The 18,685-nt window shown below is 74.9% G+C and carries 4 protein-coding genes; 2 read left to right on the top strand and 2 right to left on the bottom strand.

Features of this window, described 5'->3' with window-relative positions; translation table 11 throughout:
* Positions 1-21: 21 nt before the first annotated feature.
* Together ABT057_RS31000 and ABT057_RS30995 are read right to left on the bottom strand one after the other, a co-directional pair.
* Positions 22-2,943 carry a poly(A) polymerase gene (locus ABT057_RS31000; protein WP_352346944.1) on the bottom strand — a complete coding sequence of 974 codons (2,922 nt, stop codon included), beginning with the start codon at positions 2,941-2,943 and terminating at the stop codon, positions 22-24.
* Complete coding sequence (locus tag ABT057_RS30995; protein ID WP_352346943.1) at positions 2,943-4,664, bottom strand: RNA ligase family protein; 1,722 nt, start codon at positions 4,662-4,664, stop codon at positions 2,943-2,945. Before ABT057_RS30995 ends, ABT057_RS31000 begins: the two co-directional genes overlap by 1 nt.
* Positions 4,665-5,411: 747 nt before the next feature.
* Between ABT057_RS30995 and ABT057_RS30990 the strand changes: the two genes are divergently transcribed.
* Both ABT057_RS30990 and ABT057_RS30985 read left to right on the top strand, forming a co-directional pair.
* Positions 5,412-9,416 carry a non-ribosomal peptide synthetase gene (locus ABT057_RS30990; RefSeq protein WP_352346942.1) on the top strand — a complete coding sequence of 1,335 codons (4,005 nt, stop codon included), beginning with the start codon at positions 5,412-5,414 and terminating at the stop codon, positions 9,414-9,416.
* Entirely contained in the window at positions 9,416-18,643 is a 9,228-nt protein-coding gene (locus ABT057_RS30985) for a non-ribosomal peptide synthetase (RefSeq protein ID WP_352346941.1), read from the top strand. The genes ABT057_RS30990 and ABT057_RS30985 overlap by 1 nt, the downstream gene beginning before the upstream one ends.
* Positions 18,644-18,685: the final 42 nt, after the last annotated feature.

The following is an 18,685-nucleotide window of genomic DNA, read 5'->3' as shown; positions in this document are numbered from 1 at the left end:
GCCGGCGCGCACATGTCGATGTCACCGCAGTGTGGGAACCGCCCCGCCCTCGACGTGCGTCACCTCGACTCCCGGCAGGCCCGTGACCCACCGGGCGGCGAGGTCCGCGAGCCGCCGCGCGTCGAGCGGCGCGGGCCCGAGCCCGATCGCGTACCCGGCGCCCGCCGGCTGCGTCAGGGCTCCCGGCGGCAGCGGCCAGGGGCGCGCGTCCTCGACCCCCGCGTCCTCCAGGGCGCCGAGGAGTGCACGCATACGTCCGCGTACGCGCCCGTTCAACGCGTCGAGGTCCTCTGCCCGCCGGGGCAGGACCGTCACCACGGCCCAGGCGGCGTGCCGCCGGTGCAGGGGCGGCGGGGACAGCAGTCCGGGCCACGGATCCGCACCCGACCCGGCCGCGGCCTCCACGGTCTCCCAGGCCCGGTACAGCTCCCGGCCCAGCAGGTCCCGCCCGCCCGGGCCGACCTGTTCGGTGCAGGACCGCACGGGCGCGCTCGGCGTCAGCACGGTCAGCGACCCGACGCTCTCTTGACCGTGACCGTCCCCGGTGAGGGCGACGGGCTCCCGCCAGTCCCACGCGGCCCACGTGCCGAAGAACAGGCGCAGCAGCTCACCGACGTCCGCGATGTCCGGGAACTCGCGGACCGTGCGGGCCGCGAGCACAGCCCACGCCATTCCGGGCAGCCCGCCGAACGGTGCCACGTCCAGGCCGCGCGCCCTCGCCCAAGCCTTCACGCCCCGGGCCAGCGCCGCGAACCGCGCCGCCCCTCCGGCCCCCGCGGCCGAGCTCACGGCGGCCAGGACCGCGTCCGCGTCGGACACCGCGCTCAGCGCGACGGCCGCGTTCTCACCCAGCTCGGCCCGCCGTGCCACCGCCTCCTTCGCCGGCACCGGCCCCGTGGCCACCACCGCGAGGTCGACGTCGACACCGCCGACACGGAAGCGCAGTCCCGGTACACGTGCCCCCACGACCTCCCGGATCCGCTCGACGCCCGGCAGCCCGGCCGTGACCCGCTCCCGTACGGCCGCGAGGTCCACGGCGCCCGGCAGCGCAGCGACGGCATCCAGGTCGGCCCCCGCGAGCGCGCAGCCCATGCGCCGCGACCCGACGAGATGGACCACGCCCTCGCCGGGCGCGAGCGTGTCCGCCAGGAACCGCACCACCCGCTCGGCCGCCGCGTCGTCCGTGGCGGGCCGCACGCCCACGCCCGCCGCGGGCGCGGCCCAGTCCTCCCACTCCCGGTCGGGCCTGCCGGGCGCGGGCTCCGGAAGCCTGCGCACCTCGCCGGTGCCGAGGGCGACGACGGCCCGTGGCCGCATCGGTTCGTCGCCCCGCCGGGACATCAGGACGAGCTCCCCGACCCGCGCGGTCACGGGGGAGAGGCGGGCCGCGCAGTCGACGGCGACGGCCTGCGGGTCGTCGGTCCGGCCGAGGCTCAGATGCGGGGTGAATCCGTCGTGGCGGCCACGGCAGCGCGGGAAGCGCCGCACGAGTGCCTGCCACAGCTCCGCCCACGGCGTCTCGTCGTGCCCCGCGGGATCCAGCCACACGGTGGCGCCCTGCCGGTGCCCGAAGGTGTGCACCCCCTCCAGCCGTGCCGTGAACGGCGCGACCTGGGCGGCCGCCGTGGCGAGCAGCGGCTCCGCCCGGTCGAAGTCCGACTCGGGGACGAACCCGAACAGTACGTTGACGTGCGGCGGCCAGCGCCGGATCTGCACGTCGTGGTCCCGGCGCACGGCCTGGAGCGCCGGCCACAGCTCGGCCGGCGGCACCCAGGCCAGCGCCGTCCGGGGTGTCGGCGCGACATCGAGCACGTCGACGGGTGGGCCGGCCCCGCAGCTCAGATCGGCGACGACGCCGTAGTGGTCGGAGACGTACAGCCCCTGCGGGGTGGGCGTGTCGCCGAGCAGTGCCGCGCCGGTCACGTGCGGGCCGTCCACGGGGCGGACGAGGACGCGGTCGAGGCGGGAGACGCGGCCGGTCAGCGAGGAGACGGCGGCCAGCGGGTTGACGCCGGGATCGAACGTGGGGGTGTCGTCGTGCGGCCCGTGCGTCTCGGTCCAGGCGTCGAGCATGCCGAGCGTGCGCGCCGGGCCCGGGCCGCCGTCGTTGAAGTCGCCCACCAGGACCAGCCCGCCCGCCACGCCCGCCAGCCCCTCGGCGAGCCGGGTCAGTTCGGCGCCGCGCCGAGCCGCCCCGTCCTGGGAGTGGTCGCTCGTCAGATGGGTGGCGGCCAGCGTCAGCGGTCCGGACCCGGTGTCCACGACGACCGCGGTGACGGCCTTGTGGTGGCCGAGGACGTGCAGCGCCGCTTCCCGCACGGGGAGCCGGCTGAGCAGGAGCAGCCCGCAGTCGTCGACGTCCCTGCCGCAGGGGTCGGTGCCGACGGTGTAGCGGGCCCGTACCCACGCCGCGTCCAGCAGCATGGCCAGCAGCCCGGCCTCGACCTCCTGCAGGGCGACGACGTCCGCGTCGGCGCGCTCCAGTGCCTCGAGCAGCAGCGGGCGGCGCAGGGCGGTGTCGATGAGGTGGCTGTCGTAGCGGTCCCACAGCGTGTTCCAGGTCAGCACCCGCACCCGGTCCGGTCCCGCCTCCCGCGCGGTGGCCGCGACGGGCGCCGCGGGGGCCCATCGTCCGGCGGACGGGTCCCAGGCGTACGGCGTGCGCGCCGTGAAGAACGGCGCCCGCAGCAGGCGTGCCTCGCGCACCCGGCCCGCGCCGGAGGCGTCGACGCGGTCCACGCCCGTGGCGCGGTCCCACACGAGCTCGCCGTCCGCCTCCACGAAGAGCACCCGGTGCCACGGGATCTCGCCGCCCGGCACGAACGCCGGCAGCGGCATCCGCTTGGGCGCCGCGCCGCGCTGATGGATGCCGAGCACGAAGCGCGCGGGGTCGAACCGCGCGTCCCAGCGCACCCGGTGGTAGATCTCCTCGCTGGTACGCATCAGGCTTCCTCCCCCTCCAGTGTGCCGTCGCGGTCCGCCACGGCCCCGCCCGCGCCCACGTACCAGGTGCGGTGCGCCTGGCCGGGATACGGCGGCACGAACCGGCGCAGCTGCCCCGTCAGCACCTCCGCCGGCACCGGGTGCGCGCGGGTGGCGTTGCGCCGTACGAGCTCGTCCTCGTCCGCGAGCACCACGGCGTGCGTGACCAGCGCGTCGCGGCGGCCCGCGACGGCGTGCACCAGGGACCGCTGGTGCGGGTTGAGCGACGTGGCGTCCCACACCACCGTGCCTCCGGCCGCGAGCGCCCTGTCCAGCCGCTCCAGGCCCTCCCGCAGCACCTCCCCGTTGGCCTTCTGGTCCGCCCGTGCGCCGCGCCTCTCGCGCAGAGCGTCCAGCGCGACGCACTCCGAGACGCCCTCCAGCCCCGCCGCGAAGGCGCTCTTGCCGCTGCCGGACGGCCCCACGAGGTGCACCAGCCGGGGGAAGTCCCCGCCCCGCCACCGCCACGTCGCCGCGACCGCCTCCGCGACCGTGGACACCCGCCCCCGGGCGTACGCCTCCCTCGCCTCCGCCCAGCAGCGGTCCCCGGCCGCGCCGCCGATCCCGTCCCGCCGCAGAGCCTCGTGCAGCCCGGCCCGCAGCGGGCCGAGCGGCGCCTCGCCGTACAGCCCGGCCTCCTGCGCGTGCAGCGCGGACCAATCCACCTGCTCGCGCTCCGGATCCTCGCCCGCGACCGACCCCGCGACGGCGTGCAGCACCCCCAGATCGGCCGCGAACGACATCCGGACCAGCCCGGCCCGCCGCTCCGCGTCCGGGTACGGCCGCTGCAGAGCGGTGTGCAGTCCCACCAGGTCGGCGACCCGTCGCGCCAGCGGCACGCCCAGCGGTCCCGCGGCCCGGCTCATCAGCCGTGCCCGTGGCGTGCGGTGGAGCAGCGCGGCGAGCACTCCCGCGAGCCGCGCGTCCCCGCCGCGTCCCAGCGCGTCCAGCCGCGCGCCGGCCTCGGCGGCGGCCTCCGCGTCACCGTCCGCCACGCCGAGGTGCCCGGCGAGGGCTTCCCCGTCCGGCGCCGCCCCCGAGCGCACGGCCCACAGCGCGGCCGCCGGGCCGAGCCCGTTCGCGACGACGGCCGAGTGCATCCAGTGCGTCCCCGTCGTCACGTGCCCGGGCCGCACCCACTTGGCGACCCGCTCGCCGAACTCCTCCCGCGCGAAGCCCTCGACGGTCCGTACGACGTACCCCTCCTGCCGTCCGGTGGCCACCCGCAGCCTCCGCAGCGCCCGCTCGTCGAACACCCCCCGCCACAGCACCGGCGGCGCCGGCACCCCCAGCCCGCGCAGGAACCGCACGGTCGCGTCCCAGCCGAGACACCGGTCGTGTCCGTCCCACACCGAGAACCCGTAGAAATAGCCCTCCAGGGCGTCGTACGGGATCGAGTGCCGGGCGTACATGTTCTCCCCGCACACCCGCCACCCCGCCGGTATCCGCGCCCCCACCCGCCCCTGCAGCGCCTTGACCCAGGCCCGGGACGGATGGTGCGCGGAATCCAGGGACCGCGCGTGCAGCCCGTCCGGGTACAGCGTCGTGTTCTCCCCGTCGAGCTTCTCGGTGACGACGACCTCCCGCCCGGCGAACCCGCGCAGACTTCCGGCCCGTACATCGTCCGAGGAAAAGCCGGGCGACCAGGGCATGTGGGGAGTCCGGGGATAGGCGGTGCGCATGCGGGGCACTATAGGCAGCCGCGATTCAGCCCCTCCAGCGGATTTACCGCGGCGCGGGCCTCCGCGAACACCGGGGCGCAAAGTGCGCGTTCGCCCACCGGGGCGCCGTCACCACGACGGTCCCGGCCGGCCCGCGCGGAACCCGGGCGGTCTCCGACGGCCGACCGTGTCGAGCAGCGGCCTCGCGGCCCCCGCCGCCCGGTGGGTGCGGATCGTGGCGGCCACGGCCGTCGCCCGCGCGCGGGTCTGGGGGGCCTCATGCTCCGGGCGTCCGGGTCCCACAGGACCCGGGCAAGCCACGCGACGGTTTCCGGAACGGCTGAGCTGTCGTCCCCATTTCTGTATCTCTGCCGAACGGCGCGGCTCCCAAACCTTTGATCCGGTTCGGTAGTCGGAATATGAAGTCATCTTTACCGGGCCGCCCACGGCACTTGAACGGGTATGCGGAATGCGGGTGTTGACATGTCCCGGGCATATGATTGATGCTTGCGACCTGTTGCGACAAAATCCGCCGAGACCATTCCGGAATCGAATCGCAGGGCCGCTTTCACCCCTTCCCGTCCCGTGGACCCGTCCCCTTCGACCGTGCGGCGCACTCATTCCCGTCGCAACCGTCCACCCGCCGCGCTCCGGCTCCGTGACGCCTCCCGGCGGGCGGCTCCCTCCGGACCGTGGGCAGTCAGGTGATCCCGGCCTGCCGCCCCGACGCCACCCAGCCCCACACCGAACGAAGGCCAGGTACTGCCGGTGCAGAACAGCCCCCACCCTGCCCCCGCCGCCCCCACTTCCCCTCCGTCCGTCGGCATCGTCACGGACGGCGCCGAAGCGGCGCCCCGCGTCCGGCCCGCCTCCTTCGCCCAGCAGCGACTGTGGTTCCTGTCCCAACTGCCGGGCGCGAACGCCGCGTACAACGAGACGATCGACTTCACCCTCACCGGCCCGCTCGACCGCCACCTGCTGGCCCGCACCTTCGACGCCCTGACCGACCGGCACGAAACCCTGCGGACGCGCCTGGTGGCCGAGGGCGGTGACGTGCGCCAGCACATCGACCCACCGGGTGCGGGGTTCGCCCTGGCCTTCGAGGACCTCACCGCCGTCGCCGACCCGGACGCGCACGTGGCCGCCCGCCAACTCGACGAGGCCCGCAGGCCGTTCGACCTGGAGACCGGTCCTCTCGGACGCGGTCGCCTGCTCAGGCTCGGGCCGGAGCGCCACGTCCTGCTGCTGACGTTCCATCACAGCATCTACGACGGCGCGTCGATGAACGTGATGATGGAAGAAACCGGGCGGCTCTACCGGGCGTTCGCCACGGGCGGCCCGGACCCGCTGCCGGCGCTCGCGGTGCAGTACTCCGACCATGCGGAGGCCCAGCACCGAGCCGTGCTCGGCGGAGCGCTCGCCGCCCAGGAGGAGTACTGGGAGCGCGCTCTGCACGACGCGCCGCCCGTCCTGGAACTCCCCACCGACCGCCCCCGGCCGCCCCGCCAGCACTACGACGGCGGACGCGCCGAATTCAGCCTGGACGCCGACACCACCGCCGGGCTCCGCGGCCTGGCCCGCCGGCACGGCGCCACCCCCTTCGTGGCCCTGCTGACCGGCTGGGCAATCCTCCTGTCCCGACTTTCGGGACAGGAAGACATCGTTGTCGGCAGTCCGTTCGCGGCCCGGCGCGGCCCGGGAGCGTCCGGCCTCATCGGCTTCCTGGTCAACTCCCTCCCGTTACGCGTCGACTTATCCGGTGCCCTCACCGCCGCCGAGGCCCTCACCCGTACCCGCGCCGTCGTACGCCAGGCACTCGCCCACCAGGACCTGCCCTTCGAGCGCATCGTCGAACTCGTCAACCCGCCGCGCAGCGCCTCCCGTACACCGCTGTTCCAGACCATGCTGGCCTGGCAGCCCGACCGGCGGGACCTGCTGCACCTGCCCGGCGTCGAGGCCGAGCCGCTGCCCATCGCCCACGCTCCGGCCAAGTTCGACCTCGCCCTCTCGGCCACCGAGTCCGAGGGCCGTGTCACCGGCCACCTGGACTACGCGACGGCCCTCCTCGACCAGGCCACCGCCGAGCGCTGGTCGGACCATCTCCGGCACCTGCTCACCGACATGGTCCGCCACCCGGACCGCGACATCCGGGCCCTGGAGCTGATGGGTCCGGGGGAACGCCGGCGGATGCTCCTCGCCGGCGATGCCACCCGAACCACCGGCGCCGTCCCGCCCGACCCGACCGAGGCGGCCCTGCTCGCGGCGTCCGGACTCGTCGAACTCTTCGAGAAGCAGGTCCGCGAGCGCCCCACGCGGACCGCGGTGGCCGACCGGGACCGCTCGCTGGACTACGCGGCACTCGACCGTCGCGCCAACCGGCTCGCGCACGCCCTCGTCGCCCGGTCCGTCCGTCCCGGCGACGTGGTGGGCCTGCACGCGAAGCGGTCGTGCGACCTGGCCGTGGGCATCCTGGGCATCCTCAAGGCGGGCGCCGCCTATCTCCCGCTCGACCCGGGCCAGCCCACCGAGCGCCTCACGGGCATGACCGAGGACGCCGCCTGCCCTCTCGTGCTGAGCGACCACGACAACACGGACCGCCCCCCTCAGTGGCTCGACCTGGCCACGGTGGAGGCCGAGGGCTCAGCCGGGCAGGGGGCGCCGGCCGGCATCGGTCACGCGCCGCACCGGACGGCCTACGTCATCTTCACCTCGGGGTCCACGGGACGGCCCAAAGGCGTGGCGGTGGAGCATCGCAGTGTCCTCAACCTCTTCGCCGCCTGGCACGCCCGCATGGGCACCGCACCCGGCGAGGCCGGCTCGGCCTGGTCCGGCATCGGCTTCGACGCCTCGATCCACGAGCTGCTGCTGCCCCTGACCACCGGCGGTGTGCTGCACATCGTCCCCGAGGAACTGCGCGGCGACCCCGAGGCGCTGTTGGCGTGGATGCGCGAGCACGCGGTGACCCAGGCGTTCCTGCCGCCCGCCTACGTCAAGTGGATCGACGAGGACCCCGCCGGACGACTGCGCGGGCTGCCCCTGCGCAAGCTGCTGACCGGAGTCGAGCCGCTCACCGAGGCCGCGCTGCACCGGATGACACAGCATCTGCCGGGCCTGCGGATCTGCTTCGGCTACGGACCCACCGAAGCAACCCTGTACAGCACCGCCCACTACGACCCCCGCCCGCTGGAGCGACCCTGCCCGATAGGCCGCCCGCTGCCCCACACCCGCCTGTACGTGCTCGACGGCCACATGGAGCCCGTCCCGCCCGGCGTGGTGGGCGAGGTGTACCTCGGGGGAGCCTCACTGGCCCGCGGCTACCTGGGCCGGCCCGACCTCACCGAGGAACGGTTCCTGCCCGATCCGTTCGTGCCCGGCGAGCGGATCTACCGCACCGGAGACCTCGCCCGCCGGCTGCCGGACGGCGAGACCCACTACGCGGGACGCGCCGACGACCAGGTCAAACTGCGCGGATTCCGGATCGAACCGGCGGAGATCGAGGCGGCCCTCGTGGCACTCCCCGGCGTGCGTGAAGCCGCGGTCCTCGCCGACCGCGACGCGGCGGGGCAACTCCGCCTGGTCGCCGGCATCGGCCGGGGCACCGCACCGCCCCGCACCGCCCATGACTGGCGCACCGCCCTCAGCCGCCGACTGCCCGACTACATGATCCCCGCCGTCTTCCTCGACCTCGAGGCGCTGCCCCTCAACCGCAGCGGCAAGCTCGACCGGCCGGCCCTGCTGAGCCTGGCCCACCGTCAGACGTCCAGCCAGGTCAACACGGCCAGCCCGCGCGATCACGTCGAGCACGCCCTGTACCGGATATGGCAGCGGATCCTGCTCCACCCCGGAATCGGCGTCGGCGACAACTTCTTCGAGATCGGCGGCACCTCCCTGTCGGCCATCAAGATGGCCCACGCCGTCACCGAGACCTTCGGCCGCGCTCTCCCCGTGGGCGAGGTCATGATGCGTCCCACCATCGAAGGACTGGCCGAACTGCTGCGCGAGGAGGGCGCTCCCCGGGCACCGGGGAGCCTCATCGAGTTCCGCCCCGGCACGGGCCCGCGGGTGGTCTGCGTCCACCCGGCCGGAGGCACCGCCTTCTGCTACCTGCCCCTGACCGGGTTCCTGCCCGAGCGGGTCGGGCTGTACGGCATCCAGTCGCCGGGGGTGAACCCCGGCGAGGACCGCCTGCCCACCGTCGAGGCCATGGCCGAGGCGTACCTGCGCCTGCTCGACCCCCGGGGCGAGGGACTGCTGGACGAGGGTCCGCTGGTGCTGACCGGCCTGTCCTACGGCGGCCTGGTCGCGCACGAGATGGGACGCGTCCTGGCCCGCGCCGGACACCGTGACGTCAGCGTCGTCCTCCTCGACACCCAGGCCACCGACGACGCGTCCGCCCGCGCGGAGATCGGCGCCGTGGACGCGGCCGAGTTCCGCGACAAACTCGTGAGGTTCAACGGGATGTATCCCGGCATCGACGACGCCCAGGTCGACCGCTACTTCCACCTCTACAACCACAACCGGCTCACGGCCCGCGAACACCTCCCCGCGTCCTCCCCGGCGCGCCTGGTTCTCGCCCAGGCCGTCCCCGACGGCACCGACACCCCCTTCCACGCCGAGGTCCGCGCGTTCTGGCGGCGCCGCGCCGAGGGCGACTTCCGTGTCGAGACGATGGAGTGCGACCACTGGGAGATCCTGGAGGGCGCCGGGGCCGCCCAGGTCGGCGCCCTGCTGGTCGCGGAACTGGCCCACCACGCGTCCCTGCGGGAGGTGTGATGGCCCGCCGACCCGCCCGCGGCGACTCCCCGTTTCCGGCCGGCACGGGGCGCGGCCCCGCCACCCCGGCCCCTCCCGCTCCCACCGCGCTCGCCGACGCCGTACTGGACCAGGCCCGCCGCACCCCCTCCGCCCCCGCCGTCGAGGACGGCGGCCGGCTGCTCGACTACACGGAACTCGAACAGGCCAGTGGCCGGGTGGCCGCGAGGCTGCGCGCGGGCGGAGTGCGCCCCGGGCACGCGGTCGCCGTGTGCCTGCCCCGCTCGTGGCAACTGGTCTGCGTCATGCTCGGCATCCGCCGCGCCGGAGCCACAGTCGTGCCCCTCGACCGGCTCAGCCCGCCCGACCGGCAGCGGCACATCCTCGACGACTCGGGCGCCGTCGCCGTCGTCCACGACCGCGAGCACCCGCCCCACCTGCCCGCCCACCTCGCCGCGTGGGACACCGGCCTGCTGCTGAGCGCTGACGAGCCGACCGACCGGCCAGGCCCGCCCGCCGTGACGTCAGGACACCCCGAAGACGCCGCCACGGGCTTCGTCTTCTACACCTCCGGCAGCACGGGGCGCCCCAAGGGCGTGGAGGTCACCGACGAAGGGGTGCTGCGACTGGCCCGCCCCGGCTACCTCGACATACGGCCCGGCGCCCGCTACGCCTGCCTGTCCAACCCCGCCTTCGACGCCCTCAGCTTCGAGGTCTGGGTCCCGCTCCTGACCGGTGGCGTCTGCGTCGTACTCGACGACACCCAGGTGCACAGTCCGGACCGGCTGGCCGAAGCGCTCGGCGAGCACCGGGTGGCCACCCTGTTCATCACGGCGGCCCTGTTCAACGCGGTCGTCGAGCAGGTGCCCGGCTGCTTCGCCACCACCGAACAGGTACTCATCGGCGGTGAACAGCTCAACGCACACATCGTCCGCCGCTGGTACGCGGCGAATCCCGCCTCGCGCACCGTCCTGCACAACGTGTACGGGCCCACGGAGGCGACGACGTTCGCCCTGTGCCACCCCGTCCCGCGGGACTTCGACGGCGACACGGTTCCCATCGGCACCGCACTGCCCGGCACCGCCGTGCTGCTGCGCACCGAGGACGGCCGCACCGCCGAACCGGGCGAGATCGCCGAACTGCTGCTGTCCGGACCGGCGTTGGCCCGCGGCTACCGCAACCTGCCCGCGCAGACCGAGCGGAGCTTCGTACGGCTGCCGCACGAGGACGGCGGCGAGCGGCGCTGGTACCGCACCGGAGACCTGGTGCGCCGGGACGCCGAGGGCCGGGTGACCTACGTCGGCCGCGCGGACCGCCAGGTCAAGGTGCGCGGCTACCGCATCGAACCGGGCGAGGTGGAGCGGCAGATCCTGGCGCGGCCCGCCGTCCGCCAGGCCTACGTGTGCACCCGCCGCGACGACGCGGGCCGCAGCGAACTGCTCGCCTTCCTCGTCCTGGGCGACGACCTCTCCTTCGACGCCTACGACCGGCACCTGACCGCCGCCCTGCCGCCGTACATGCGCCCCCACCACACGTATCTCGTCCCCGAACTGCCGCGAAACGCCAACGGCAAGGTCGACCGGGCCGCCCTGTTGCGCGGCGCCGGCGCCCCGTGGCGCGGCACGCACGAGCACGACGCGCACGCCGACGCCGACCAGCGGCCCGTGCTGGAGATCGCCGAGGACATCCTCGCCGTGGGCGGCCTGCGTCCGGACGACCGTTGGATCCCCAGCGGCGGCGACTCGCTGAAGGCCCTGCGCTTCCGCTTCGAGATCCTCGGCCGCTTCGGCGTCGACCTGCCGCGGGAACTCGTCCTGACCGCCGACTTCGCTACTCTCGCCAGTGCCGTCCACGCCCCGGACCCGGCCACGGGAGAACACCCGCCCCTCCCCGGCCCCTCCGACGAGCCGACCGCCCCGGCCACCGGCGAACAGGAACGCCTCTGGCTCCTGCAACAGCGAGAGCCCGCCGACCGCTCCTACTACGTCCCGCTCGCCTTCCGGGTCCGGGGCCGGATCGACACCGGCGCCCTGCACCGCGCGGTGCGCACCCTGGTGGAGCGGCACGTCGCACTGCGCACCCGGCTGCTCCCCACCCCGCAGGGGCTCCTCCAGGTGACCGCCGCCCCCTACGACCCGTGGGAACCGCTCGAAGCGCCCGCCGAGGAGGAGTGGCAGGACACCGCCGACCGGTTCTTCGGCCACCGCTTCGATCTCGCCGACCCCCGGATGCTGCGGGCCGCCTGGGTGGCAGGCGCCGACGGCGGAGTGCTCCTGCTGCATCTGCACCATGTCGCCGTGGACGGCTGGTCACTCAACCTCCTCTTCCGCGATCTCGGCGACGCCTACACCGCGGCGGGCACGCGGCCGTCCGCCACCACGCCCCTGGACTTCGCCCGCTGGCAGCGCACCTGGCACACGAGCCCCGCCTACGAGCACCGGCGCACCCGGCTGCGCTCCCACTACGGCCAGGACGGCGAACCGTCACCCCCGCTGCCCGCCCCCGACGCGCCAGGACCGCATCGGGCCGGGCTGCTGCGCACCTCGCTCGACCTGGTCCGCCGGGCCGCACTGGACCGGCGCGCCGCGCAGCTCGGCCTGACCCGGTTCCAGCTGCTGGTGTCCGCGTTCGCCGCGAGCGTGTACGGCGTGACCGGACAGAGCCGTCCGCTGGTCGCCACGCCGGTGGCGAACCGGCCCCGCCCCGAATTCGCGGAAACGGTGGGGATGTTCGCCAACACCGTGCTGCTGGATCTGCCGATGGAGCCGCACCGGTCCCTGGACGCCCATCTCGCCGCCCACTCCGACACCGTTCGCGCCGTCCTGCGGGACCAGGAGGTCGCGCTCGCCGACGTCCTCGCGGCCCCGGCCTTCCGCGAGCGGACCCCGCTGTTCGACTACCTGTTCGTGCTGGAGAACACCGAGTTCTCGGCGCTGCGCCTGGACGGCTGCCAGGTGGTGCCGGTGTGGCCCGAACCGCTGGGCGCCAAGTGCGCCCTCACCCTGTCGGTGGTGGAGCACGAGTCCGGGTTCGACTGTCTGTGGGAGTACCGCGACGACATCGGCGCCGAACGGGCCGAAGCCGCCGCGCGCCTCTTCCGCCAGGCCCTCGACCAGGTGACCGGCGGTACCGGCCGCACCCTGCACGAACTGGTCGCCGACTACCGCCGCACCCTGCCCGACCAGGGCCGAGGACCCGACCGGGCACCGGACTTCGCCACCGTCGCCGACGGCTTCGCCCGGCAGGTGGCGGACACCCCGCACGCCCCGGCCGTCACCACCGGCGAGACCACCCTCACCTACGCCCAACTCGACGCCCAGGCAGCCGAGTTGGCCACCGCCCTGCGCACCCGCCACCGCCTCCCGGCCGATCCGGCCGCCCCCGCGGCCGTGGCGCTCTACCTCCAGCCCTCCGCCGAACACGTCGTCGCGCTCCTGGCGGCGGCCCGCCTCAACCTCACCGTGGTCCCCCTCGACCCCGCCTACCCGCCGGCCCTGCTGCGGCACGTGCTCGACCAGGCCGACCCCCTGTGCGTGCTCATGGCACCCGAGGACCGAGACGTCCTCGACGCGATCGCGCCTCCTTCCCTGCCCCGGCACCCCCTCACCCTCGCCGACACCCCCGAACCCGGGCCCGAACCCCCCGCGCACCAGGGACTGCGTCCGCTCTACACCCTGTTCACGTCCGGCTCCACCGGCAACCCCAAGGGCGTCCAGGTCTCCGAACGGACCCTGTGCAACCTGCTGACCTGGCAGCGCACCGACGGCGGTCTGCGGGGACCGGCCGTCACCCAGCAGTTCTCCATGCTGTCCTTCGACGTCTCCTTCCAGGAGATCTTCACCACCCTGTGCTCCGGCGGCCTGCTGCGCCTGGTCCGGCCCGCCTGGCGGCACGACGTCCCGGCCCTGCTGCGGGAGTTGGAGACCGGGGGAGCGCAGCGGATCTTCCTGCCGTACGTCGCCCTGCAACTGCTCGCCGAACACGGTGTGCGCACCGGCCGGTTCCCGTCCAGGCTGCGTGAAGTCGTCACGGCAGGCGAGCAGTTGGTGTGCACCGACGCCGTCCGCGGCTGGTTCGCCGGCCTGCCGGACGCCCGTCTGTTCAACCACTACGGTCCCACCGAGACCCATGTCGTCAGCGGCCTGTGCCTCGACGGCGACCCCGCCGCCTGGCCCCTGCGCCCGGCGATCGGACGTCCGGTGGCGAACGCCGTCCTGCGCGTCGTCGACGACGGCGGCCACCCAGTCCCGCCGGGCGTCACCGGCGAACTGCTGATCGGCGGTCCCATGGCCGGCCGCTGCTACCTCGGCGACGACGCGCCCCACCGCGACCGCTTCACCGACGACGCCGAGCTCGGGACCTGCTACCGCACCGGCGACCTCGCCCGCTTCGACGCGCAGGGACTGCTGCACTACGCCGGCCGCGCCGACACCCAGGTCAAGCTGAGCGGGCACCGGCTGGAACTCGGCCAGGTCGAGGCCGCGTTGCTGCAGTACCCCGGGGTGACCAACGCGGTCGCGGCCGTGGCGGACGGCCGGCTGGTGGCGTGTCTGCAGTGCCGGGGCGAGGATCCCGACCTCGCGGAGCTGACCGGCCATCTGTCGGGGCTGCTGCCTGCCTACGTACGCATCGGCCGCTTCCGCCGCCTGGCGGAGCTGCCCCGTACACCGAGCGGCAAACTGGACCGCCGGGCCGCGCTCACCGCCCCGGGCCGTGAGCTGCGCCCGGCCGGTGCGACCGCCTCGGCCGGGTCACCGCTCGAAGAACGGCTGGCCGCGCTGTTCGAGACGGTCACCGGCAAGGCGATCACCGTGGACCAGCGGTTCTTCGACGCGGGTGCCACCAGCCTGGACCTGATGCGCTTTCAGCTCCGCTGTGCGGGAGAAGACGAACTCACCTTCGCGGTACCGGAGCTGTTCGAGCACGTCAGCATCCGCGCGCTGGCCGGCCTGCTCGAACGGCGGGGCGCCGGCCACGCCGCCCAGCCCGGCACCGACCCCGACGCACCGGGTACGCCGATGCCCGTGGGGGAGCGGGCCGAGGAGCCCGTCGCCGTCATCGGCATGGCCGTACGCCTCCCGGGCGCCCCCGATCTGGCCGCCTTCTGGGACCTGGTCGCCGCCGGCCGCCGCGGCATCGAGCACTTCAGCGCGACCGACGGCCGGGTGGGCGCCCGCAGTCAGTCGGCGGGGCTCCTCCACTTCGACCCGGGCCGCTTCACGATCAGCCCGAACGAGGCCCGGCTGATGGATCCCCAGCAACGGCAGTTGCTGATGAACTGCGTCGAGGCACTCGCCCACGCCGGGATCGGCGCCCCCGAGTCCGGCCGGGTCGGGCTCGTGGCCGCCTGCGGCGAGAACACCTACTTCCAGCACATGATGCGCGAGGCCGACCCTGCCGAACTGCCCGACTCCTTCCGGCTGGCGCTGCACCACGAGAAGGACTTCCTGGCCACCAAAGCGGCTTACCACCTCGGTCTGACGGGTCCCGCCTTCACCGTGCAGTCGGCGTGCTCCAGCTCGCTCGTCGGCGTGCATGTGGCGGCCGGGCTGCTGCGGCAGGGCGACGCGGAGGTGATGCTCGTCGGCGGTGTCCTCGTCGACACGGAACTGACCGACGGCTACACCTACCGGCCCCAGCACATCTTCTCGCCGGACGGCCACTGCCGGCCCTTCAGCGCGGACGCCGCCGGCACCGTCGGGGCCAGCGGCACCGGCGTGGTCGTCCTCAAGCCGCTGGCCGCGGCCCGCCGCGACGGGGACACCGTGTACGCCGTCGTCACCGGCTCGGGCATCAACAACGACGGCTCGGACAAGCTCGGTTACAGCGCGCCCGCCCTGACCGGGCAACGCGCCGCGATCCGCGCCGCCCTGCACCGCAGCGGCCGCGGCGGCGCCGACCTCGGTTATGTGGAGGCGCACGGCACCGGTACCCGCCTCGGGGACCCGGTGGAGGCGGCCGCGCTGCGCCAGGCGTACGGCCTGGCGGACGACGCCCGCCTGGCGCTGTCCTCCGTGAAGAGCCAGATCGGGCACCTGGGGGCCGCCGCCGGCGTCGTCGGCATGGTGCGGGCCGTGCTCGCCGTGCACCACGGCGTCGTCCCGCCCACGGCCGACTTCGACCGTCTCAACCCCGAGATCGACGACGGTCCCTTCCGGATACCGGTCACGGCCGAGCCCTGGCCGCGGCACCGGCCGCGGGTGGCCGCCGTCAGCAGCTTCGGCATCGGCGGGACCAACGCCCACCTGCTGCTGGAACGACCGGACACCGCGCCGGGCGCGCACCCCCCGGCCGAGCCGGTTCCGTGCCTGGTCCTGTCCGGCGCGTCCCGGGCCGCCGTGCTCGCGGACGGCCGCCGTGTCGCCGACTACCTGAGCGCGCACCCGCACACCTATCCGCAGGTCCTGCGCCACCTCCAGGCCGGACGTCCCGCGCTCGCCCACCGGGCGGCGGCGGTCTGTCCCGACGTCACGTCCGCCGTGTCCTGGCTGCGCTCGCTCAACCCGTCCGCACCGGCGCTCTCCTCGACCCGGCTGACGGTGACGCCGGGCCACGATCCACGGGCGCTCGCCGAGGCCTGGACGGCCGGACACACCCTCGTCTGGCCCGAGGGCCCCGCCGGCCCGCCCTGGGACTTCCCGCCACCCGCCTTCGAAACGGCCGAGTACGACTTCCCGCGCGCCTCCCGGGCGACCCCGCCCGTCCCGCAGGCGTCCGCCGCCGTGCCGCAAACGTCCGCCGCCGTGCCGCAGACGTCCGCCCCCCGCCCGCAGCGGCTGCCCGCCACCGACTGGCTGCACCAGCCGCAGTGGAGCCGCCTGCGCCGGGCCCGCACCGGCGCCCGGGCACCACACGGCACCGTCGTGGTGGTCACCGCACCGGACACGGATCCCGCCGCATGGCGGTTCCTCGAGCGCCACTACGGCCGGGTGGTACGGGTACGGGCCGCGGGCACCTTCACGCGCCTCGACGACGACCTCTACGAGGCGGACCCCGCCGACTCCGGGCAGCTCGCGACGCTCCTGGCCCGGGTGGGCGAGCGCGGCGGACCCGGCGTCGACTGGCTGCACACGCTGCCGCTGGCCCTGGACGGCGGCGTCGGCGAACGCTCCCTGGAGACCGCCCGGTGGGCCTGCCTCGACACCGTCGCCGCCCTCGGCAAGGCCCTGGCCGACCTCCCGGAGGCACGACGGCCCCACGTATGGCTGCTCTCCCACCAGGCACAGCCCGTCACGGGTGCCGTCCGCAGCCCCGAAGCGGGACTGCTCGCCGCGGCGACCGAGATCCCCCGCCAGGAACTCGGCGTGACCCTGCGCTGGGCCGACCTGCCCGGCCCCGACCCGGCCGACTGGGCGGAACTCCTGCCCGACCTGCTCCTCGACGACACCCTCACCCGCCCGGCCCTCGCCCTGCGCGCCGGCTTCTGGTGGCACCGCACCCTCCACCCGGTCCCCGCCCCCGAAGCCGCGCCCACCGCCTGGCCCGCCGCCCCCGGCACCCACCTGATCCTCGGCGGGACCGGCGGCATCGGCAGCACCCTGGCCGCACGCCTCCTGCACCACCCCGGCACCCGTGTGGTCCTGCTCGCCCGCGGGGACACGACACCGCCCGTCCTGCGGGCGCACGCGGACCGCGTCACCCTCGTCCCCGCCGACCTCGCCACGGAAGACCTGCCCACGCTCGCCGCGCGCCTGGCCCCGCACGTCGACGGTCTCACCGGCATCGTGCACGCAGCGGGAACAGCCGCGGGCGGACTCCTGGCCCGACGCGACCCCACCACAGCCCGCCGCGCCACGGCGGCCAAACTGCGCGGCGCCCTGCTCATGGAGCGACTGATCGCCGACCACCACCCCCACTACGCGGCCTACTGCTCGTCGATGGCGGCGCTGTACGGCGGCGTCGGCCAGTTCGACTACGCGGCGGCCAACGCCGTCCTCGACGCCTTCGCCCAGTACGCACCCCCCGGCGCGGGCGACGCCGACGCCACCGTCCGGATGAGCATCGCCTGGGACGCCTGGCGCGAGGTCGGCATGGCACAGCACGCGCTCGGCACCGACGCCCGCCACCAGGAGCATCTGGCGGTCGCCCTCACCCCCGAGGACGGCGCGGCGGTCTTCGAGCGGGCCCTGCACCTGCAACTGCCCCACCTGATGGTCAACACCACACCCCTGCCGCAGGCACGGTTCTTCTACGAACCGGCACGTCCACCCGCCCCGCACCCCTCCGAGACCCCGGCCCCCGGCGACCCCGCCACCGACCCCGCCACCGACCTCGCCGAGGTCCTGCGCGACCTGCTCGGCGTCGACGCCCTCGACCCCGCGGCGCCGTTGTACGACCTGGGCGCCGACTCGCTGACCCTCCTCGAACTCATCGACGAGATCAAACGCCGCTACGGCGCCGACATCGACCTGTCCCGGCTCAGCCACCGCGTCAGCCTCGCCGAGATCCTCGGTCACCTCGCCGCCGTCACCCGGTCGGCCTCTCCCGGGGAAGCCGCCGTGGACGTCGAGGTGTGGCAGCGCGGCCCGGGCCGCGACGTGCTCTGCCTGGTCCACCCGGTCGGCGGCGACATCCAGGCCTACCGCCCGTTGGTGTCCGCCCTGCCGGACGAGCTGACCGTCTGCCTGATCGCCGACCCGGGACTGCGCGACCCCGCACTGCCCGCCCGGTCGATCGCCGACCGCGCCGCGCACTACCTCGCGGCCGTCCGGGCCGCGTTCCCCGAACCCGACCGCCGACTGCGCCTGGCGGGCTGGTCGTTCGGGGCGTGGACGGCCCTGTCGATGGCGGCCCTCGCCGAGACGGCCGGCCGGCCCGCGCACGCCCTGTACCTCCTCGACCCGCCGCCGCCCGGCGCCGGCGCACGGCTCGCCGCCTACGACGAGGAACAGGTGGACGCCGTCTTCGCGCGGGAACTGAGCGGCAACGGCGGCGACCGCCTGACCGAGCCGGGCCGCGCCTACGCCGAACGCCTCGCGCACTGCTGCCGTACCAACCTGGCGGCCATGGCCGGGCACCGGCTGCCCCGGCTCACCCGGACACCCGCCACTCTCTGGCTCGCCCGGCGGCCCGCCGCCGACGTGACCCCGCTCGCCCCGGAGCCGGCCCAGCCCGAGGCGTGGGACGCGCATCTGCCCCGGCCGGTACGCGCCCACCACCTCGACGCGAACCACTACGAACTCGTCGCCGAGCCCCATGTCCACAAGATCGCCGCCGTCCTCACGGACGACCTGGCCGCCCGCCCCTGACGAGCCATCCCCGCCGCCATTCCCGCCGACCCATTTCACGGA

The organism is Streptomyces sp. NPDC002588, assembly GCF_040295925.1.
Lineage (GTDB): Bacteria > Actinomycetota > Actinomycetes > Streptomycetales > Streptomycetaceae > Streptomyces.
The sequence above is the reverse complement of the archived record's forward strand: the minus strand, read 5'-3'. Positions and strand labels throughout refer to the sequence as shown.

What these genes read in the sequence shown, in the direction of transcription:
- ABT057_RS30995 (WP_352346943.1), bottom strand. Translation starts at nt 4,664, where the DNA reads ATGCGCACCGCCTATCCCCGGACTCCCCACATGCCCTGGTCGCCCGGC.
- ABT057_RS30985 (WP_352346941.1), top strand. Translation starts at nt 9,416, where the DNA reads ATGGCCCGCCGACCCGCCCGCGGCGACTCCCCGTTTCCGGCCGGCACG.
- ABT057_RS31000 (WP_352346944.1), bottom strand. Translation starts at nt 2,943, where the DNA reads ATGCGTACCAGCGAGGAGATCTACCACCGGGTGCGCTGGGACGCGCGG.